Source organism: Chryseobacterium sp. CBTAP 102, from assembly GCF_003201365.1.
In the GTDB taxonomy this organism is placed as follows: Bacteria; Bacteroidota; Bacteroidia; order Flavobacteriales; family Weeksellaceae; genus Chryseobacterium; species Chryseobacterium candidae.
The window spans coordinates 154,211-174,603 of sequence record NZ_QICX01000006.1 but is presented as its reverse complement, the minus strand read 5'-3'; the positions used below and the strand labels follow the sequence as shown (position 1 = coordinate 174,603).

At 36.3% G+C, this 20,393-nt stretch carries 19 protein-coding genes; 9 read left to right on the top strand and 10 right to left on the bottom strand.

Going from position 1 to position 20,393, the window contains the following annotated elements; all coding sequences use genetic code 11:
• Window positions 1–3: 3 nt before the first annotated feature.
• Both C8D70_RS10575 and C8D70_RS10570 read left to right on the top strand, forming a co-directional pair.
• Entirely contained in the window at window positions 4–414 is a 411-nt protein-coding gene (locus C8D70_RS10575; RefSeq protein WP_076594524.1) for a phosphoheptose isomerase, read from the top strand.
• An 86-nt stretch (window positions 415–500) separates the two neighbouring features.
• A complete protein-coding gene (locus C8D70_RS10570) occupies window positions 501–1,460 on the top strand; it encodes a D-2-hydroxyacid dehydrogenase (RefSeq protein WP_076594221.1) in 960 nt (319 codons plus the stop codon).
• A 77-nt stretch (window positions 1,461–1,537) separates the two neighbouring features.
• Here C8D70_RS10570 and mscL read toward each other — a convergent pair whose 3' ends face one another.
• Window positions 1,538–1,915, bottom strand: a complete 378-nt coding sequence (gene mscL / locus C8D70_RS10565) for a large conductance mechanosensitive channel protein MscL (RefSeq protein WP_076594222.1) — start codon at window positions 1,913–1,915, stop codon at window positions 1,538–1,540.
• Between the two features lie 246 nt (window positions 1,916–2,161).
• Here mscL and C8D70_RS10560 point away from each other — a divergent pair, with 246 nt between their 5' ends.
• Complete coding sequence (locus tag C8D70_RS10560) at window positions 2,162–3,679, top strand: NAD(P)H-hydrate dehydratase (RefSeq protein WP_110367289.1); 1,518 nt, start codon at window positions 2,162–2,164, stop codon at window positions 3,677–3,679.
• A gap of 114 nt (window positions 3,680–3,793) precedes the next feature.
• Here C8D70_RS10560 and lgt read toward each other — a convergent pair whose 3' ends face one another.
• Window positions 3,794–4,642, bottom strand: a complete 849-nt coding sequence (lgt, locus tag C8D70_RS10555; RefSeq protein ID WP_228408016.1) for a prolipoprotein diacylglyceryl transferase — start codon at window positions 4,640–4,642, stop codon at window positions 3,794–3,796.
• 450 nt (window positions 4,643–5,092) lie between these two features.
• On the bottom strand, window positions 5,093–5,344 hold the full coding sequence (yidD, locus tag C8D70_RS10550) for a membrane protein insertion efficiency factor YidD (RefSeq protein ID WP_034695943.1): 252 nt from the start codon (window positions 5,342–5,344) through the stop codon (window positions 5,093–5,095).
• Between the two features lie 100 nt (window positions 5,345–5,444).
• Between yidD and C8D70_RS10545 the strand changes: the two genes are divergently transcribed.
• Window positions 5,445–6,722 (top strand): replication-associated recombination protein A, encoded by a 1,278-nt coding sequence (locus C8D70_RS10545; protein ID WP_110367287.1) that lies wholly within the window; start codon window positions 5,445–5,447, stop codon window positions 6,720–6,722.
• 46 nt (window positions 6,723–6,768) lie between these two features.
• Here the strand turns inward: C8D70_RS10545 and C8D70_RS10540 are convergent, their stop codons facing one another.
• From C8D70_RS10540 to C8D70_RS10520, 5 genes are all read right to left on the bottom strand, one after another.
• Complete coding sequence (locus C8D70_RS10540) at window positions 6,769–7,206, bottom strand: hypothetical protein (protein WP_076594225.1); 438 nt, start codon at window positions 7,204–7,206, stop codon at window positions 6,769–6,771.
• Window positions 7,207–7,322: 116 nt separating this feature from the next.
• Window positions 7,323–9,557, bottom strand: a complete 2,235-nt coding sequence (locus C8D70_RS10535) for a DUF2339 domain-containing protein (protein WP_110367286.1) — start codon at window positions 9,555–9,557, stop codon at window positions 7,323–7,325.
• 112 nt (window positions 9,558–9,669) lie between these two features.
• Window positions 9,670–10,380, bottom strand: a complete 711-nt coding sequence (locus tag C8D70_RS10530; RefSeq protein WP_076594227.1) for a hypothetical protein — start codon at window positions 10,378–10,380, stop codon at window positions 9,670–9,672.
• A 362-nt stretch (window positions 10,381–10,742) separates the two neighbouring features.
• Entirely contained in the window at window positions 10,743–11,591 is an 849-nt protein-coding gene (gene pheA, locus C8D70_RS10525; protein WP_076594228.1) for a prephenate dehydratase, read from the bottom strand.
• 285 nt (window positions 11,592–11,876) lie between these two features.
• Complete coding sequence (locus C8D70_RS10520; RefSeq protein WP_076594229.1) at window positions 11,877–12,287, bottom strand: acyl-CoA thioesterase; 411 nt, start codon at window positions 12,285–12,287, stop codon at window positions 11,877–11,879.
• Between the two features lie 136 nt (window positions 12,288–12,423).
• Here C8D70_RS10520 and dnaA point away from each other — a divergent pair, with 136 nt between their 5' ends.
• From dnaA to C8D70_RS10500, 4 genes are all read left to right on the top strand, one after another.
• The gene (gene dnaA / locus C8D70_RS10515; protein ID WP_076594230.1) at window positions 12,424–13,878 is read left to right on the top strand and encodes a chromosomal replication initiator protein DnaA; all 1,455 of its coding nucleotides are present in this window, start codon (window positions 12,424–12,426) and stop codon (window positions 13,876–13,878) included.
• A gap of 101 nt (window positions 13,879–13,979) precedes the next feature.
• On the top strand, window positions 13,980–14,429 hold the full coding sequence (locus C8D70_RS10510; RefSeq protein WP_110367285.1) for a low molecular weight protein-tyrosine-phosphatase: 450 nt from the start codon (window positions 13,980–13,982) through the stop codon (window positions 14,427–14,429).
• Window positions 14,430–14,492: 63 nt separating this feature from the next.
• Entirely contained in the window at window positions 14,493–15,191 is a 699-nt protein-coding gene (locus C8D70_RS10505; protein WP_110367284.1) for an SAM-dependent methyltransferase, read from the top strand.
• A gap of 459 nt (window positions 15,192–15,650) precedes the next feature.
• Complete coding sequence (locus C8D70_RS10500) at window positions 15,651–17,453, top strand: lytic polysaccharide monooxygenase (RefSeq protein ID WP_110367283.1); 1,803 nt, start codon at window positions 15,651–15,653, stop codon at window positions 17,451–17,453.
• A 290-nt stretch (window positions 17,454–17,743) separates the two neighbouring features.
• On the opposite strand, the gene C8D70_RS10495 is transcribed toward C8D70_RS10500, so the two are convergent.
• On the bottom strand, window positions 17,744–18,631 hold the full coding sequence (locus tag C8D70_RS10495) for a DUF4349 domain-containing protein (protein ID WP_110367282.1): 888 nt from the start codon (window positions 18,629–18,631) through the stop codon (window positions 17,744–17,746).
• Window positions 18,632–18,797: 166 nt separating this feature from the next.
• Here C8D70_RS10495 and C8D70_RS10490 point away from each other — a divergent pair, with 166 nt between their 5' ends.
• On the top strand, window positions 18,798–19,865 hold the full coding sequence (locus C8D70_RS10490; protein ID WP_076594235.1) for a DUF2891 domain-containing protein: 1,068 nt from the start codon (window positions 18,798–18,800) through the stop codon (window positions 19,863–19,865).
• Here the strand turns inward: C8D70_RS10490 and C8D70_RS10485 are convergent.
• Window positions 19,862–20,335, bottom strand: a complete 474-nt coding sequence (locus C8D70_RS10485; protein WP_076594236.1) for a DUF962 domain-containing protein — start codon at window positions 20,333–20,335, stop codon at window positions 19,862–19,864. The genes C8D70_RS10490 and C8D70_RS10485 overlap by 4 nt on opposite strands.
• Between the last annotated feature and the right edge of the window lie 58 nt (window positions 20,336–20,393).

The window sequence follows — 20,393 nt, the reverse complement described above, 5'->3', positions numbered from 1 at the left end:
ATGATGGAATTAGAATACATTGAACACATTAGTCCTATTCTAAAGGATGGAATAAAAAATTACTTAATAGATATCGACGGAACCATTACTGATGACGTTCCCAATGAAGAGCCCGAAAGAATGGTTACCTGCGAACCATATCCTGATGCCCTGGAAACGATCAACAGATGGTATGACGAAGGACATCAGATCTGCTTTTTTACTTCAAGAACCGAAAATCTGAAACAAATCACAATCGACTGGCTGGATAAGAATGGCTTCAAATACCACAGTGTGCTTTGCGGAAAACCTAGAGGAGGAAATTATCACTGGATAGACAACCACCTGGTAAGAGCTACAAGATACAAAGGAAGATTTACGGATTTGGTAGAAAAACAAGTAACCATTGAAGTATTCAAAGAAGACGGAGAATAAAAATATAATTCAAAGATTTAAAGATTAAATGCGAACCTGTTCCTTTAATTTTTAAATCTTTCATTTTTTAATATACTTGATATTTTATGAAAGTTTTAGCAAACGACGGCCTGGATCAATCTGGAATAGATGCATTGACAGAAAAAGGCTTTGAAGTGATCACTACAAAAGTTCCACAGGAGTTTTTAGTAGATTATATTAATGAACACAAAATCCGCACATTATTGGTTAGAAGTGCTACACAGGTAAGAAAAGATATTATAGACGGATGTCCGTCCATCGACATTATTGGGAGAGGAGGTGTTGGTATGGATAATATTGACGTAGATTATGCAAGAGAAAAAGGAATCCATGTGATCAATACCCCTTCAGCTTCTTCGGAATCTGTGGCGGAGCTTGTTTTCGCCCATTTGTTTTCCGGGGCAAGATTCCTTCAGGATTCGAACAGAAGAATGCCGGTTGTAGGAGATACTGAATTTGCAGGTCTTAAAAAAGCATATGCTGCAGGTATCGAATTGAGAGGAAAAACCATTGGAATTGTAGGAATGGGAAGGATCGGTCAGGAAGTGGCAAGAATTGCTTTAGGACTTGGGATGAGAGTGGTTGCTGCTGATAATAATGTAGGAAGAGCAAGTATCAAAGTGAAATTTTACAACAATCAGTTCATCAATGTTGATATCGAAACAGAGCCGTTACAGGATGTTTTAAAACATTCAGATTTCATTACTTTACACGTTCCTGCACAGAAGGACGGTTACATGATCGGAAAGAATGAATTTGAAATCATGAAAGACGGAGTGGCTATTGTAAACTGTTCAAGAGGTGGGGTTATTGATGAAGCGGCTTTAATTGAGGCTTTGGACTCAGGCAAAGTAAGATTTGCCGGATTAGATGTTTTCATTAATGAGCCAACACCATCCAAAGAAATTCTTACTCATTCCAAAATCTCTCTTACCCCGCACACAGGAGCCTCTACTCTTGAAGCACAGGATCGAATAGGGCTTTCCCTTGCAGAGCAGATTTCAAGTATCTTACAGATTCAATAATTTGAAATGGATCATAAATAAAAGCACCTCGGTCTGCTAACCGAGGTGCTTTTTTATTTTAAACTGTTGTTTGCAGACTAGATATTTTTGCTTTTCAGCAAATCTCTGATCTCCATCAGTAATTTTTGATCTTCTGTAGGTCCGGCAGGAGCTGGAGCCTCTTTTTTGTTTACTTTATTGGCGAATTTAATGATCCAGAAAAGAACCATCGCAATACAAAGAAAACTGATTACTGCGGAAATAAAATTTCCGTAAGCAACACCATTCCATGAAAGTTTTGAAATGTTTTCTGCACCGGCTGCTTTTAATGCCGGGTTGAGTATCAGAGGAGTGATTACATCTTCCACTAAAGAGGAAACAATTTTACCAAATGCTGCCCCAATGATCACACCGACAGCAAGATCGAGAACATTACCCTTAAAGGCAAACTCTTTAAATTCTTTTACAAATCCCATAATTTATATTTTTTTAATTAGCATAAACACAAAAATATAATTAAAAAATGTAAAAAACACTACGTTTTTATAGTTTTTTGTTCCCAAAATATTGAATTTTATGCAGAATTTCTATCATCTGTTTTAATGAATATGCCAACATTATATCAATACATTATTTCATTAATGATGACTTTTTATTTTTATTAATGACGTGATATCATAATAAAAAATCTTTTGTAATTTGCTTAAAAGTTTGTTTTACCTATGAAAGTTTTCACCGCAGAACAGATACGCAGCTGGGATCAGTTTACCATCTCCCATGAGCCTGTTTCTTCTATTCAATTAATGGAAAGAGTTTCAATGGCTGCAGCTCATTGGATTTCGGAGCACTGTAAAAACCATAAGAAACTTGCTGTATTCTGTGGTAACGGAAATAACGGAGGTGACGGCCTGGCTGTCGCAAGAATACTTTATCTGAAAGGTTTTGATGTGGATGTATTTGTTGGTGATTCCAAAAGGAAATTTTCAGAAGATGCTTCTGTAAATTTGAAAAGACTTCGCGATTTGTCGGGAATTTCGGTCAGAAAATTGAGCCCCGGTGAACACTATAATTTCGATGAGAAAACAATTATTGTAGATGCTCTTTTTGGAACAGGATTATCCAGACCATTGGAAGGAGATAATAAAAAGCTTGTTGAACAATTGAATAATAAAAAAAATAGTAAAATATCCATCGATATCCCTTCAGGATTGTCTGCAGATGGAATATTTGATGATAGTTCTGTTATTCTGAAAGCTGATTATACGTTGACTTTCCAATGTTGGAAAAGAACCTTTCTTCATCCTGAAACCGGAAAATATACAGGAAAAGTAGTACTGCTGGATATTGATTTAAGTAAAACATACGCAGAAACAACCGGTTCTGATTACTCTGTGATTGATGATCAGCTGATTGGTTCGATATTCATTCCGAGACAGGAATTTTCTCATAAAGGAACTTATGGTAAGGCAGTTATCGTAGGAGGCAGCTACGGAAAAATAGGAGCTGCAGTGCTGGCAACACGATCGGCGTTGAAAACAGGGGCAGGGCTTACCTTTACACTCGCTCCGGAATGTGGGTATGACATTTTGCAGCTCTCTTGTCCTGAGGCCATGTTTATAAAAGGAGGGGATACATTTATATTCAATTTTGAGACTGATAAAGATGTTACCTGTGGTGTAGGACCCGGTTTGGGAACTCATTCCGGAACAGAGAAAAGCTTTTTGAGTTTTTTGAAAAGCCATTCTCAGCCGTTGGTTCTGGATGCAGATGCGTTGAATATTATTTCAAAAGATCAGAAGAATTTGAAACTGATTCCCAAAAAATCAATCATAACCCCTCATCCGAAAGAGTTTGAGCGACTTTTCGGAAATACAGACAATTCTTTTAAAAGACTTGAACTGGCCAGAAAAAAGGCAAAAGAACTTAATCTTTATATCATTCTGAAAGATCATCACACGCAGATCATTACTCCGCATGGGAAGGTATTTTACAATATAACGGGAAATGCAGGGCTGGCAAAGGGCGGAAGCGGAGATATTCTTACCGGAATTCTTACTTCGCTGCTGGCCCAGAAATATTCCGAGGAAGAGACTTGTATTCTTGGTGTGTGGTTACATGGCAGAGCTGCGGATGTAGCTTCAGAAAAGCATTCAAAAGAATCGATGCTGCCTACTGATGTTATTGATGCGTTGGGGACTGTTTTTGAGGAACTGAACAGGAAAGCAGAAAGGAATCTGTAATAAGGCGAACAGACAAAGAAGTCAATGATTTTAAAATATTTAAAAAGGCAAATCTGTATTTTACAAATTTGCCTTTTTATTTTTTTATTGCTGAATAAAACGTTTAGTCTTCAATTATTCCGGCTTTGCGTTCTCTTCTTCTGTGATTTTAAATTTCTTGGAAACAATCATGATGACAACCCCTGCAATCATAAAAGGAATTGAAAGAACCTGACCCGTATTCAGACCTCCAATCTGGATAAACTCATCTCCCTGTGGTTCTTTAAGGAACTCTACAAAGAATCTGATAGCCCAAAGAATGATAAAGAACAGACCGAATAACCATCCCTGCTGATATTTTTTATCTGTTTTTCTGTAAAGTACCCACAATAAGATAAAGAGAAGAACATATCCTGCCGCTTCAAATAACTGGCTTGGATAACGGGGTACAGTAAGACCATACTCACTGCTCTGCTGCGGGAAAAGAAGAGCAAACGGAGAGTTGGGATCAGCTGGTTTACCAACAATTTCAGAGTTGAAAAAGTTCCCCATTCTTACAAATGCTCCTCCTAAAGCGACTACAATACCCAATCTGTCATATACCCAGAAAGGATTTTTCTTAATAATTTTAAATGAATAATACAGCGTAGTGAAAATCAAAGCAATGGTAGCTCCGTGGCTTGCCAATCCTGAAAATCCCGTAAACTTAAACCCGTTTTTTGTGCTGATGGGTAAAAATACGCTCCAGAAATCTTCTTTAAATAATTCCGGCTGATAAAAGATAACATGTCCTAATCTTGCTCCCAGAATAGTCCCGATCAATGTCCATGTGAACAGAGGTTCAAGGTATTTTTGATTCACATTATCAATCTTAAAGATTCTCATCATTAAAACATACCCGAAGCCAAATGCAAAAACAAACATCAAACTATAAAAGTGAAGCATAAATGATCCAATGTGAATACCCTTTGAAGGATCCCATATTTTAAAAGAAGTTTTAAGCTCTACTTTATCAGAATCAGTGATAGGCTTTACAGATTTTACAGCATATTTAAAAGTGGTGATGTTTTCTTTGGTAACACCGGTATCAATCAGTTTAAAATTTTTATCGAAAAACTGATATTTTGAATCCTTGTACTTTGCTAAAGTGGAAGCTCCATAATTATAATAAGCAGGTTCAAAACTAGATTCATTAAGGATGACAACAAAAGACTGGTTCTTATCTGATTCTCTGTCCGGAAAAGCCGTAAGGTCTCCCATCTCTGTAGTAGAATAGATTTTTACAGGAATATTGCTTCCGTTGATATCTAAAGTTCCGTCAGATAAACCCCCAGGGTATTCCTGTGCAAAAAGAAGCTGCGTTGTAAACGCAAACAGCACAAGATAAATTCTGAAAAAGATAGTATTCATTTTTCTATTGATTTAATAGTTTGATTATTGACATTTATGTTTGGGTGGAACAGGATCATAACCGCTTCCTCCCCAAGGATGGCATCTTAAAATTCTTTTAAATCCCAGCCAGAAACCTTTAAAAACACCATGTACCTGAAGGGACTCAATCATATAATGAGAACAGGTAGGTTCGTAACGGCAGTTTTTGGGAAGTAAGGGCGAGATGAACCATTGGTAAAATTTGATCAAAATTACCAGCGGAAATGTAATGATTTTATTGAATGTAAGTTTCAAAACAATGCAAAAATAGGGTAAAAAAATGAAAATTAGTTTAAATTTGTTATAAGTTTCGGAGATCAGAAATCCGGACATTGATCTTAAAAAAAGAATTACTTTGAATCAAAATATTCCATTAGCTGAAAAATTAAGACCTAAAACCCTGAACGATGTATTGGGACAGGAGCACCTTACAGGCGATAAAGGAACAATCAGAAAAATGATTGAAAATAATACCCTCAATTCACTGATATTCTGGGGACCTCCCGGAACAGGAAAAACTACGCTGGCTGAAATTATCTCAGAACAGTCTGGGAGGAAGTTTTATAAACTTTCGGCAGTTTCTTCAGGGGTAAAAGACGTAAGGGATGTAATTGAAGATGCCAAAAAACAGAATCTGTTCTCTGGGAAATCACCTATCTTATTTATTGATGAGATTCACCGGTTTAATAAGTCGCAGCAGGATTCATTATTACATGCAGTAGAGAAAGGATGGATTGTTTTGATTGGAGCAACTACCGAGAATCCAAGTTTTGAGGTGGTCTCGGCACTCCTGTCAAGAAGCCAGGTCTATGTTTTAAAAGCCTTAAGCTACGAAAAGCTGGAGGAGCTAATTGATATTGCTTCAGAAAGATACAATAAAGATGAAGGAACAGATTTTACAATCCTTGAAAAAGAAGCTTTCATCCAGTATTCCGGCGGTGATGCGAGAAAACTGATCAATTCCGTAGAACTGGTTTTGAATCAATATAAAAATTCCGGGACAACAGAAATTATTAATTCTGATGTACTGGAAGTTTTGCAGGAGACAATGGCTCTTTATGATAAAAACGGAGAACAGCATTATGATATCATTTCAGCTTTTATCAAATCTATGCGTGGAGGTGATCCGAACGGAGCGGTGTATTGGCTGGCCAGAATGATTGCCGGAGGAGAAGATATTAAGTTTATTGCAAGGAGAATGCTTATTTTGGCAGCTGAAGATGTGGGTTTGGCTAATCCCAATGCTTTGGTGGTTGCCAACAACTGTTTTCAGGCGATTAATGTAATCGGGAATCCTGAAGCAAGGATTATATTAAGTGAAACAGCGGTGTATCTGGCGGTTTCACCTAAAAGCAATTCTGCATATATGGCTATCAATGAGGCTTTAGCTTTGGTAAAACAGACGGGAAATCTGCCTGTGCCGCTTCATTTGAGAAATGCGCCTACCAAACTAATGAAAGATCTGGATTATGGAAAAGAATATAAATATGCCCATTCCTACGAAGGAAACTTTGTAGAACAGGATTTTCTTCCGGAAGAAATAAGAAATGTCAAACTGTACGAACCGGGAAATAATGCTACGGAGAAGAAAATCTATGAGGAACTCAAGAAAAAATGGAACAATAAATATTAAAATAAAAAGGATGCTGTTTTTTAGCATCCTTTTTTATAGTATTCAATTATTCGGTAGTATAAATAAATAATGTTTTCTTACCGTTATAATCTTTTGTTTCCGTTCTTTTTTTGATTTCAGGATAGATCATAGTATTGGTATCCGTAAATTCATATCCTTCAATAAATACCGGATTGTCTGCCGGAATATTGTATTGTACGTTGATGGACGATAATGGCATTCTGTCCAGAATATTTTCTCCGTTTTTGAACTTATATTCGGTAACTCCTTTTGTAAAAACAGAACTGTATTTTTTTAAACTTTGGGGAAAGCCTGAGGGAGTATTGTATACTTTTAAAACCTGTAATGCGTTCTTTTTTGTATTGAATAATTCTACTGTCCCAATGGCGTTATCAGCCACTGCGAACTTCACAGCAGGATTTTTTTGCTGGGCAAATAGAGCAGCTGAGGACAGGAGTAAAAAAGAGTAGAGTAATTTTTTCATAATCAGAATATGTAACTGTTAAAAACGTGATAAATATAGTTATTTTTTGTAAAATTTGAATAAAATATTGAATTGTTTTAAATATTATTTAGAAATAAAAACTTTTACCATTATTGTTAGTCTGTGCTTTCTTCCTTTTTATCTTTTTTATCCACCATATTTCTGATCATGTTTTTCAGGCGCTGAAAAGTGAAAGAGCTTAGCAATAAAATAATTCCGAGAACAATAAAGGCGCTGATTCTTGAAATATTATCCATCTGCCACACATCGTAACCATAAAGTTTTAATACCATAAGGCCTACCAATGCAAAGCCAATCTTGTTGTATTCCTGAATATTCTTTTTCAAGCCGGTATAAATAAAGATGCTGGCAAGAATTGTCCATATAATAGGAAGATAAAGAATATTGAAATGTTCACTTGCTTTGTAAGAATGAGGAAGGTCATTGGAGGTCATTAAAATATAAGCATGATGAAATTCGCAACTTACAGAGATAATGAGTGCTAAAGATAGCATCCAGTAAGAAACCTGTTGTTTGTGGAACGCTGAAGAAGGAATAATCCTGTACCATACATATATAAAAGGAATCCATTGTAGCAGATGCAGGAAATAAAAACTTAAATGGAGTGTCTTTGTTAAGATAGCCGTCACAACGGGAAGCGTAGATACAGAGGTGTTTATTGCAATCAGGAAAAAAAACAGATACATCAGTATATTTTGGATGTCGTTTCTGATGTTCAGTAGTTTTCTGAAAAGCAATAAAACAAAAATATAATAAATACTGAATAAAAGTCCTGTGCTGGCAACGGCTGACCATGGCATTTCTGAAACATGGTACGTAATCTCAAGAAGAAAAGTGATGTAAATGACCCCATAGCTAATCACCGTAATAAGATCTTCAAAAAAGTTACTCTCTTTTCCATTGGGCTCTTTGGAGAAGTTCCTTAATAAATACAAATTAATTATTATGGAAACAATGGTAAACGAACTGGTGATAAACGGAGGATTGAATATGATATTGAGATCTTTTGTTTCAAAATAATCAGTCCAGGTTACGAGCTGGGCAATCATCACTAATGGAAACAGGATATAAAAGAAAATCTTGAAAATCTTCTGACCGGTTTTTTTCCAGATAAAAAGAAGAAGAGTAGTTTCTATTGCCCAAATGCTGGTAATGAGGTGGGTTTTAAACTGAATAGCAACTGCAATTGTAATAAGACTGGTAACAAGTCCTGCGAATACGGAATAGGCAACTCCGGAATCTTTCCGTTTATATTCTCTAAACAGCAGAACAGAATTGACAGCAGTAAAGATAAGAGGAAAAATAATGGGAGGTTCGTATTTTAATGTATCAAAAATATAAAGCAGCCCCAGAATACTTGAAAAATTAGCGAGAGCAAGTATTAAAATATCTGAGGTTGAAAGTATATTTCTTTTGAAATAGTCATTCAGGGCAAAAATGTAGAAAATTGCATAACTGATAAGATAAAAGGTGATGTTTAAAAGCTCAGGGCTTTTATGAGTCCAGGATAGAAGATAACCTGTGGTAAAAATATAAGCTGTCCATCCCACGCTTTTCCAGTGCTGCAGAAAAGAGACGGCCAGCATTCCGGTATTTAAAAGAGTAATATAAATAAAAAGGAAAAGATAGTTACTTTGTCCTGTGCTTATCATGAGAGGAGCTGCAAAACCTCCTATGAGCGAAAAGATAATCAGTACTTCACTTTTATAATAATAGGATAGAATAATAGAGGCTGCAGTAATCAGTACCGTGATGATAAATGCCGTATTCTGGGTAAACAGATGGTATTCACGGAAGGCAATGGTGGCAGTGAAATACAGAACAGCAACACCACCTCCTGTAATGATGGAAGAAAAGGCCTGGTAATTTTTTCTGAGAAAATGGGCGGTTATGATAATTCCTGCACCGGTACAAAAACCAATTCCTGCTCTTGCTGCTTCACCAATCCAGTTTTTATCAATGGCATATTTTACAAAATAACCGATTCCGAGAACAAGTGTGAAAATACCAATAATGGTAAGCGCATTTTGTTTTAAAAAATCAAAAACAGGAGTGAGCCGGTCTTTTTGACCTGTTGTTGGAAGTTTTTCACTTTCTTCGCCGTGCTTTATGTTTTCAAAATGAACCTGTTGAGGCTGTCCTTGTTGTGGGATAAATGTCTCTTCCGTTGAAGTTTTCTCAGAGATTACTTCAGTCTGAGCCGGAGGGATATTATTGATTTTATAATTAAGATCTGAAATCTCCTTCTCCAATTTTCTGATTTTGGTATTCAGATTATTGAAAATAATGAAGATAATTATAAAGATGATGACCGCAACAAATTCATTCATTTCATTAGTTTTATCAAATATAAAGAAATGTTTTGTATGCTATTAAAAAAATTAACCCATCGTGGTATAAACGATGGGCTAAATGGTATAGATAACTAACAATATGTTTTTACTAGTTTGATACTTTATAAATGTAGAAGGATGCAATACTGGATCCTAATAATCCTGCTGAAACAATACCGGAATCTACAATTCCGAAAGATACTTTGTCACCTGCCTGAAATGAATACAAAGAATTAATACTGGAATCGGAAAGTGTTAAGTTAACTGCTAATGCAAGATTAACACCGCTGAACGGACGTGTGTCTATAAGAGTTGTTATTCCGGATCTGGTTCTTGCAATTGCGATACCAGGAGCTCCTGATAATAAAGAAGCTTGTAATCCTGTTCCATATCTGAATGCGAACCCAACAGCATATACTCCAGTGGATGGAATATTATAAGAACCGTCAGCATTGGTAAACAAAGCAGCGCTTCCTATAGTTCTATCAGTTTGTACAAAGCTTACAGGTTGAAAATCAGAAGGTAAAACTCCTAGATTCAAGAGCGTTATACCTGTTGTTTTTTTTGCGGAATAGACAGAAGTATTGGTTCCTGCAGCGGCTGTTATTAAGGATGGATCCATGGAGAAAACCTGATTAGTTCCCTGATTGAGTGCTAAAATTTGATATCCTGGTAGTGCTGTAGCTGCAGGGGTAACGCGAACTTTCATAGTTCCATTTACGTCTAAGGTTGCGGATGGGCTAGCTGTATTGATACCAACTTGCGAGAATAATAGTAACGCAGCACATGCTAACATTAAGCTGTAAAGTTTAGTTTTCATGATCAATATTTTAATTAGTTGCTAGACAAATATACAACAAAAATCATACCCTGAATTGTTGTATTTGTAATATTTGTATTAATATAATGTGATATTTTTAAACATATGTTTATATTTTGATTAATAATTGTATATAATTTAATTACTGTTTATTATATTTGTTTTTTAAATTAATTGGTTGTTTATCAGTGTTTTAATAAAAAACAATTCTCTCTGTTGTGTGGGTTATTTTTTATCAGACAGAATGTGCTGTTTGTGAAATAATTTATTATAAAAGTTATTTGAATTTTATTTCTTTTGTTTAGTATGAATAAAAAAACACTGCTGTTAAGGCAGTGCTTTTTATGGATTTATGGATTTTTCTAGCTTTCAAGAAGAAATTCTTTATAATTTCCAAGGAAATCTACATTGGCATTGATAGATTCAAGTTCTTTTAAGGCGTTTTCATGTAAGACTTTTTTCCATGGCCCTTGAACATTGATGAAGAAGAAGTAATTTCCCAGTCCTGTTTTTAATGTTCTGGATTCAATCTTACTGAGATTCATTTTTCTCCATGCAAAAACTGATAAAACCTGATGTAATCCACCGGGATGATCTTCCGGAAGAGTAATCAGCATTCCTGATTTTTCACCCAGTGTTTCCAATTTATCATTTTGGTATTTATTCTGCTCCTTGGAAATGATAATAAATCGGGTATGGTTCTGTTCAAAATCCTGAATATTCCGGTTTACGATTTTCAAACCATATAAATTGGCTGCAAACTGATTGGCTACTGCCGCAATTGGAGTTTCGGGATTCTCAGAAACAAATTTTGCTGCAGCTGCTGTGGAGGAAAAGTCCTGTTTGGGAATTTCTTTATAATGAGTGTCCAGAAAATGAAAACTCTGTGCGAGAGCCTGTGGGTGAGAATATATTCTTTCCATATGCTCAACAGAATTTCCCGGATGAATCATCAGATGATGGGCAATAGGCATTACAGCTTCTGCTTCTATCTTAATAGACGGAGTTTTATATAAATAATCCAGTGTCATTGAGACGGTTCCTTCAATAGAGTTTTCCAAAGGTACAACGGCTTTTAATGCTTCTCCTCTTTCAACAGCATTAAAACAGTCCAGAATGCTGGCCTGTGGTACTATTTCGTCATCAGGGAAAAGCTGTGCTGCGGCAAGCTGGGTAAAACTGGCATGAGGTCCCAAAAATGCAATCTTCATAATATATAATATAAAGGAGGTTAAAATAAAGGTACAAAGGTGCGAATTAATTCATAAATAGAATACGTATTGTGGGGTGTTTTGTTACGGATGAGAGTTGCTGGTTTATTTTGTTGCTGGTTTCTTTTGTTATTAGTTAAGTAGAGATAAATATATCTTAATTGCGTTAAAACATTCACCTTTCACTTGCGAAGCAAAATTGACCATTGACATCAATACTCCTGCATTAATATTTCACAGAGTAATTTCTCTAATTCCTGCAACCTACAACCTGCTACCTACGATCTATTTCTTCCAGTTCTTCTCAATAAGTTCCATCAGGAAATCCGGGCACTTGATCACTTTATTGGTTTTTGCGTCGAGAAAGAATAGAGTAGTGGAAGCTTCGGTTATTTTAATATGCTCTTCATTGTAAATTTCATACTCAAATTCAAGCCTCACCCCTGGAATTTTTTTTACATAAGTATGAATTTCTAATTTTTGATCGTACAAAGCAGGCCGGATATATTTAATTTTGTAGTCCGAAACGGGCAGCCAAATTCCTTGGTTTTCAATTTCATCGTATGAAATTCCTATGCTTCTGAAGAGTTCAACTCTCGCTACTTCGAAGTACGTTGCGTAATTGCCATAGTATACATATTTCATCGGGTCTGTCTCTGCGTAACGTACTCGTATTGAGTGGGTTGTGTGTATCATTTTAGATGTTAAATTATACATACAAATATATTTTTAAATAATCAATACCTGCAATATTTTTTTTTGAAAAGAAAATATTGGACCTTTGTCTTCCTTCTAAACACAGTACAAACAAAGAATAATCGGGGCTTAAAAAATGGATGACAATTTAATGATGATATGGCAGAAATGCCTTCAGTTTATGCGCGATAACCTGAACGCTGCTGAAGACAATTCTGACCTTAAAAAACTTGAAAAATCTTTCGATATGCTATTCGATAAGGTTCAGCCGCTTTCATTGGTGGCCAACAACCTTACGTTGATCGTGCCGAGCGATTTTTACAAGGAATATATAGAGGACAATTACCTGTCCTTACTTTCTGCTGCCCTGAAGAAAAATATTGGAAAAGGAGTGAAATTATGGTATTCTGTGATGGAAAACAGACCAAAAGGTGAAGAAAAACCTGTTACCATGAACATCAAAGGACAAAGCGTTCCTACTCCAAAAACACAGGAAACTATGCCACAAGGATTCTCTGCTAATATTGTAAATCCGTTTGTAGTTCCTGGAATTAGAAAAGTAAATATAGATTCTAACCTGAAGCCTGACTATTCATTTGATAGTTATGTGGAAGGAGAAAGCAATAAATTTGCAGCCACTGTAGCCAGATCCATTGCAAAAAGACCTGGAGCAACAGCTTTTAACCCATTATTCTTATATGGAGGTTACGGAGTTGGAAAAACCCACCTGGGACAGGCTGTTGGACTTGAAGTAAAAAATCAGTTTCCGGATAAAGTAGTTCTTTATCTGTCTTCTGAAAAATTTATCCAGCAGTTTATCTCTGCTGCTAAAGCTCATAAACAGACTGAATTTGCAAACTTCTATCAAATGGTAGATGTGCTGATTATTGATGATATTCAGTTCCTGTCTGGTAAATCTGCTACTCAGGATAGTTTCTTCCATATTTTTGACCACCTGCATCAGAATGGAAAACAGATTATCCTTACCTCAGATAAAGCGCCTGCAGATATTATGGATATCCAGGACAGAATTGTTTCCCGTTTCAAATGGGGGCTTTCCGCAGAAATAAAATCTCCTGATTTATCCACAAGAAGACAAATTATCGAGGATAAGCTAAGTAGGGATGGGATCGTTCTTCCCGATGATATGCTTGATTTCCTTGCTGTTGAAACGAAAACCAATGTGAGAGAGCTTATCGGGGTTATTAACTCTGTGATCGCTTACTCTACCGTATACAAGAGAGATCTTAGTCTTGAGTTGCTTAAGGAAACCATCAACAGAATTGCAGCTAACCAGAAAAAGGTGATTAATATTCCTTACATTCAGGAAGTGGTCTGTGATTATTTTGGAATCAAAAAAGAGCAGCTGCTTTCAAAAACAAGAAAAAGAGAGATCGCATTACCAAGACAGCTTGCCATGTACTTCTCCAAAGAATTCACCAATTCTACATTTACTAAAATCGGTGAAGAAATGGGAGGAAAAGATCACTCAACAGTAATGTATGCTTGTGATACTATCAAAGACGTTTCGAAAATTGATAAAGAAATCAAGAAATACGTAAAAGATCTTACTGAAAGAATCAAACAATAAGTAAGGGTGAGCTTACATAAATTAAAATGAAGGATAGTTGTATTCTTCATTTTTTATTTAGTTTTGTTATAGTAAAAGACTTTTTTTAAATAAAACGGAACATGAAAATATTAATGGTTTGTCTGGGAAATATATGCAGGAGCCCATTGGCAGAAGGAATTATGAAAACAAAACTGCCGGAGGATTATATGGTAGATTCAGCCGGAACCATTTCCTTGCATGAAGGGGAGCATCCGGATAAAAGAGCTGTTAAAACTGCCGCTAATCATGATATAGATATATCGCAGCAAAGATCAAGACCTATCACCAGGAAAGATTTTGAGATCTTTGATAAGATCTACTGTATGGATATTGATGTGTTGAATGATGTTGTTTCTAAAACCAAAAATGAAGAAGAACGTCAGAAAGTATCTTTGTTTTTAGAAGTAATGGGAGATCGTAAAAATACTGAGGTTCCCGATCCGTATTGGGGAGACATGAAAGATTTTGAAGCGGTTTTTCAACTTTTGGATAAAGGATGTGAAGCTATCAAAAACCAGCTGTCAAAATAATAAACATGAAAATGTAAAATATTTCTATAAACATCACTCAACGAAAGAACTAAAAATAATACAATGCTTTTTTTACTCCCTGCTTATTTATCAGAAAACACTTCTATCAACCATTTTTCACCTGTTGTGAAGGATTATATCATGCAGACCGATTATTTCTTTGTGGAAAATGAGAAAACTGCCCGAAAGGTCGTTAAATTTTTTGCTCCGGAAAAAAAGCAGGCTGATCTGAAATTGTTTTTATTGGATAAATACACGGAAAGCACAGATATCAAGGAAGCCCGGGAGCTTATGCTGAAAGGGCAGGACTTCGGACTGCTGTCTGAAGCAGGGTTGCCATGTATTGCAGACCCGGGAAATCTGATGGTGAAATGGTGTCATGAGAAAAATATCAGAGTGATTCCAATTTCAGGGCCTTCATCCATTATCCTTGCCTTGATCTCAAGTGGATTCAATGGGCAGGAATTTACTTTTCACGGCTATCTTCCTATTGATAAAAGTGAAAAAAAGAAACAGATCATGAACCTCGAAAACCTTGTTCAGAAGACCGGATATTCACAGATTTTCATGGAAACACCTTACAGAAATAACCAGCTGTTGGAGGATTTATGTAGGTTTTTGTCACCCAATACAAAACTTTGTATCGCTGCCAATATCAACGATCCGGAACATGAGTTCATCAAAACAAAAACCATAAAAGACTGGCAGAAACAAAAGCCGGAACTTCATAAAATTCCCGCAGTATTTGTAATTGGGAAGTAGAACCTGCTCTTATAGTCTATAATAGATAGGCGTTTTTTAGAAGACTGTGAAAAGGCTGTGATTATTGATCGCAGCCTTTTTTTTATTTAAAATGAGGTTTGAATTTTGTGAATAGGCTTTCTAAACTTCTATTTTCTCTTCCTTTCAGCGATTCAATAGGAGTTTCAAATAATAATATTTCAATAATTAGTGATAAATATCATGGGGTTTATATGGTTTTATAATATAAAAAATCCTAATTTTATATCCAGATATAATGCATTATGGATTTATATTTTTTAATAAAATGAATGATATTGTTATACTTTAGTTGTTTCGTTTAATTTTTATTATACATATTATAATTGAGTTACTTTTAATGATATAAGTTAATTTCGCTTGTATTTATTGAATTACAGATGATTTAAATTCAGTTTTGCTTAAAAGCGATCAAACCAATCAACACCAAAATATTAAAATATGATGACACGTAAAATTTTTTTTCCGGTATTGCTGATGCTGGCTATGCTGGTACCATCTTTAATTCATCTGTCTGCACACGGATATGTACTGAGTCCTGCCTCAAGAGGATATCAGGGAAGCCTGGACAAGGCCACACTCGGTTATTCTGCAGCATTTGGAATCTATGGATCTGTTATTAATGAACCGGGATCTCTGGAAGCTCCGAAAGGGTTTCCTGCGTTGGGTCCTGCCGACGGAAAGATTGCCTCCGCTAATGGAAGTATAGGAGGAGACACTACACTGGATATCCAGACTGCCGACAGATGGAAGAAAACAAATATCTCCACGGGTGTGAATGCCTTTATCTGGAAATACTCGGCGTATCATGCGACAGCGAAATGGCATTATTATATGACAAAGCAGGGTTGGAATCCCAACCAGCCTCTTTCCCGTCAGGATCTTGAGCTTATTGGAACAGTTGCACATAATGGAACACCACCCCAGGATAATGTTTCTCACCAGATTACCGTTCCTGCAAACCGTACCGGCTACCATATTATTTTAGCGGTCTGGGATGTAGCGGATACTACCAATGCATTTTATAATGTGATTGATGTTAACGTAACCTCCGGAACAGGAGTTTCTGCTCCTGCCACCCCAACAGGATTATCACAAATAGGAGTAACCAGTTCTACTGCTAAAATAAGCTGGAATCCACAATCTGATGCGGTATCTTATAACGTTTTCCGCAACGGACAGAATGTTCAGCAGGTAAGCACACCTTCATTTCAGGATACAGGTTTAACTGCCAATACAGTTTATATATATGAAATACAGGCAAAAGGCTCTTCCGGACTTACTTCACCGAAAAGTTCACCACTCAATGTAAAGACAAACAGTGAAGGTATTCCTGAAAAACCTACAGCACCCTCAAACCTTCATTCAATGGGAGTTACCGAAAACTCCGTTTCCCTAATGTGGATGGCATCCACTCATACACAGGGAATTAAAAATTATCAGGTCTTTGAAAACGGAATCAAAGTAGGAGAGACTGTACAAACAAGCTTTTTACGGACAGGATTATCACAAGACACAGAATATACCTATACCGTAAGATCTGTTGCAATGAACGATCAGCTTTCGGATATGGGTAATGAATTAAAAGTCAGAACAAAAAAAGTTACACCAGGAAATGGGCAATCCTATTGCGGAGCAGAGCAGTATAATGCTGCTAATGCATATCCTACAGCCGGAGTGAAAGTTTTTTACTCTTGTAAAATCTGGAAAAATAAATGGTACGCAAATCCTGGAGAACTTCCGGGAGCGAATATGGTTTGGGAGGAAGTAAGTGTATGTACAGAAGGTTCTGACTGTGAATCAGGCGGTCCGGTTACGTATTGCGGAGCTCAGGAATATAATTCGGCAAAAACGTATTCAACAGCAGGAACTAAAGTATTCAATGCCTGTAAAATCTGGGAAAACAAATGGTACGTGAATCCGGGAGAAGCGCCGGGAAGTAATGCTGTCTGGAAATTTGTAAGCGACTGTAATGAAGGGCAGGGTTGTAAAACATCAGTTCTTGCCAGTAAAGAAAATGATCTTTCAATCATAGTATCTGAGCATTTGATCAATTTTGCACCTGAAAACTTCTATGATAAAATAAGCAGAGTAGATATTATTACTCCACATGGACTTCAGATAATGACTTTTATGAATCCAGAAAAAGACAACATGGATATCAGCCGCCTTCAGCCTGGAATCTATTTTATAAAGATCCACTATAAAGATGGAAGAAATATGACCAAAACCATCAGAAAATAGTAAAAAGAATAAACAAAAAGGTGGTCTCAAAAGTGTCATTCTGAATGAAATGCAACGTAATGAAGAATCTCATATTACAAATTGTGAATAAGACTATTCCTTCGGCAGAATGGCGAAATGCAAATAGTTTGACTTTTGAGACAATTTCTTTTTTCAAAAATATTTAACAGCCGTTAACAAGACTATTGCATTGTTATTGATTTTAAATAAACACTGGAAACGGAATAAAATGCTGGTAATGCAGTGAAAATCCGGGCATCTTTGATGCCCGGATTTTTAATAAGTTAATTTTAATCTTCTTTCTTTGATTTCCATTTTCTCCAAATAAAAATAATAACAGGAATAAGCAAAAAGAAAGGCCACAGAGAAATGATTCCGAGCATAAAGCTTACAAAACTGTTCCAGCCTTCCGTTACCGAATCTACAAACCGGCTTCCAAAACCTATTTTTGAGGTTGCTGAACTTCTCACTTTTTCTTTATATAAATTTAAATTCAGAGTGCTGTAATTCACACGGTCATCAATAAAACGAAGACTCCCTTCTGCCACATCAATCTCATCTTCCAGATCGCGTATGTTTTCCTGAATTTCAAGCATATCTTTTGTGGTAGCTGCCTTTTTAAGCAGGTCACGGTATTTTTCCAGATATATCTTTTTATTGGCCAGCTTTATGGCTATATCCGTATATTCTTTTGTTACATCATTAGATGAAATATTTTTAGACAAAACAGTTCCTACACCATCCGAAAATGAATGGATCAGAGCATCAAAATTTTTATGAGGCACGCGGATAATCAGGCTTAGATTATCATCCATATCCGTATTTTGAAACTCTTCTTTCTGGATGTAAGCATTGTTTTTCTTGATGATCTCATAGACCTTATTCTGTGTCTTTTTGATATCACCCACCTGAATCTTCATATCTCCGTTTTTGATGATTTTTTTAGAGATCGTATCTGTTTTCTTAGGGATATAATTTTCTTTGTTTGTAACATTTTCATCAGATACCAGCTTTTCGGAGACAGAAAGTGGTGGAGGTGGAGGTGCCGCTGCAGGAGAAGGGGCTTTATCTTCGGTTAGAACTTCCATCAGGTCGGCTTTCACTTCCTGTTGTTCACCCCCTGATTTGCTGCAATTGATCAGGATAAGACCTGATAACAGGAAAATCATTTTTTTCATGGCTAGTTAGTTTTTTATGGATACGATCAAAAAGTGTGCTCAAAAATGACCATTTGTAAAATGAATGAAAATTTAAAACGAAAGAATGTTAATACAAAATCAATAAATAGCTCTAAAACCGATCTGAAAATTGCTGAGACTGATAAATTATTTTTATTTTTAAATCATGAAAAAAAGTCTTTTAGCATTTGTGTTTTCTCCATTTCTGATGTATGCCCAGGAAGCTCCGAAACTTACAGACGATATGGCGATGAAATTATCTGACAAACCTCTTCACTGTATCAACCAGGAATATCCGAATAAAACGGCCCACATCATCAATAATGCAGGCGAAGTTCCTTTAACTCCAAAAGATCTTCACCCCAGTTTCTACGGATGTTTCGACTGGCATAGCTCTGTTCATGGACATTGGATGCTGACAAGGCTTTTGAAAACAAAACCCAATCTCTCTAATGCCAAAGACATTGAAAAAATTCTTGACGAATCATTTCAGAAAGAGAAACTGCAAGCAGAAGCAGATTATTTTACAAAATATCAGCTGACGGGAACTTTTGAAAGAACCTATGGCTGGGCGTGGATCTTAAAGCTGGATGAAGAACTGACCAACTGGGATCATCCGAAAGCTACAATATGGCATCAAAACCTGAAACCACTTACAGATCAGATCCTGAAGTCCTGGAAAACCTATCTTCCAAAACAAACTTACCCAAACAGAACCGGAGTTCACCCAAACACTGCATTTGCAATGGCTTTTGCTATAGACTGGGCAAGAGCAAATAAAGATAAAGAATTCGAAAATCAGCTGATGGAAAAGGCTAAATACTTTTTCTTAAAAGATCAGAAAACGCCTGCTTATCTGGAACCGGATGGGTCGGATTTCTTTTCGCCAAGTCTGGAAATTGCAGATCTGATGCGTAGGGTCCTTCCTCAAAAAGAATTTGTACAGTGGCTGAATGCCTTCTATGAAAAAAGGAGTCTGGAAAATGTTGAAAGAATTCCGGTAGTGAGTGATCTGAGCGATTATCAGACCGTTCACCTTGTAGGATTATCTTTTTCCAAAGCATGGTGTATGAAAGGAATTTCCAATGCACTTCCTGCCAATCATCCTCTGAAAAAAGATTTCAGGAAAACAGCAGATGTATTTCTAAATAACGGATTGCCGCTGCTTTTCCAGGGAAATTACGGTGGAGATCACTGGCTGGCCAGTTTTGCTGTTTATGCGCTGGAAGATTAATATCTGATTCCTGCTTTTTTAAGAACAAAGCCTAACAGCCATATGGGTCCTATCAGAAGAAACTGCAGATCTTTAAGGAAACTAGGCTTTTTTCCTTCAATTTTATGGCCTATAAACTGAAAAATCCATGTGATGATAAATACAGAAAGGTAAACCATCCATGATTGTTTTCCGAAACTAATATTGGTCAGATAGATGAAATGTTCCATCATAAGCATGATCACGATCATTATAATAGCGATCAATAAAGAGAGCCTTACATAGAACAGAGTGATCAGAGTAATCACCAAAAGGCTTATAATACTTGCACATCCGAAGTAGGAAGTGCAGAAATGTGGTGAGGGAATCAGGGAGGCGAACCCCAGAATTGTCCAGAAAATTAAGGGCACACAAATCCAGTGAATGAACTTGTTAGTCGCGTTTCTATGGCTTTTACTGTATTCGGCAAATAATAGATCAACCTTTCTCATGCTGAAGGGAAATTGGATTCCTGCTAAAATAATAAAATTTTGTAATCACTGGTAAGAT

Coding starts and splice junctions, on each gene's coding strand:
- C8D70_RS10575 (WP_076594524.1), top strand. CDS start 4: ATGGAATTAGAATACATTGAACACATTAGTCCTATTCTAAAGGATGGA.
- C8D70_RS10570 (WP_076594221.1), top strand. CDS start 501: ATGAAAGTTTTAGCAAACGACGGCCTGGATCAATCTGGAATAGATGCA.
- mscL (WP_076594222.1), bottom strand. CDS start 1,915: ATGGGATTTGTAAAAGAATTTAAAGAGTTTGCCTTTAAGGGTAATGTT.
- C8D70_RS10560 (WP_110367289.1), top strand. CDS start 2,162: ATGAAAGTTTTCACCGCAGAACAGATACGCAGCTGGGATCAGTTTACC.
- C8D70_RS10540 (WP_076594225.1), bottom strand. CDS start 7,206: ATGAAAAAATTACTCTACTCTTTTTTACTCCTGTCCTCAGCTGCTCTA.
- C8D70_RS10535 (WP_110367286.1), bottom strand. CDS start 9,557: ATGAATGAATTTGTTGCGGTCATCATCTTTATAATTATCTTCATTATT.
- C8D70_RS10530 (WP_076594227.1), bottom strand. CDS start 10,380: ATGAAAACTAAACTTTACAGCTTAATGTTAGCATGTGCTGCGTTACTA.
- pheA (WP_076594228.1), bottom strand. CDS start 11,591: ATGAAGATTGCATTTTTGGGACCTCATGCCAGTTTTACCCAGCTTGCC.
- C8D70_RS10520 (WP_076594229.1), bottom strand. CDS start 12,287: ATGATACACACAACCCACTCAATACGAGTACGTTACGCAGAGACAGAC.
- dnaA (WP_076594230.1), top strand. CDS start 12,424: ATGGATGACAATTTAATGATGATATGGCAGAAATGCCTTCAGTTTATG.
- C8D70_RS10510 (WP_110367285.1), top strand. CDS start 13,980: ATGAAAATATTAATGGTTTGTCTGGGAAATATATGCAGGAGCCCATTG.
- C8D70_RS10505 (WP_110367284.1), top strand. CDS start 14,493: ATGCTTTTTTTACTCCCTGCTTATTTATCAGAAAACACTTCTATCAAC.
- C8D70_RS10500 (WP_110367283.1), top strand. CDS start 15,651: ATGATGACACGTAAAATTTTTTTTCCGGTATTGCTGATGCTGGCTATG.
- C8D70_RS10495 (WP_110367282.1), bottom strand. CDS start 18,631: ATGAAAAAAATGATTTTCCTGTTATCAGGTCTTATCCTGATCAATTGC.
- C8D70_RS10490 (WP_076594235.1), top strand. CDS start 18,798: ATGAAAAAAAGTCTTTTAGCATTTGTGTTTTCTCCATTTCTGATGTAT.
- C8D70_RS10485 (WP_076594236.1), bottom strand. CDS start 20,335: ATGAGAAAGGTTGATCTATTATTTGCCGAATACAGTAAAAGCCATAGA.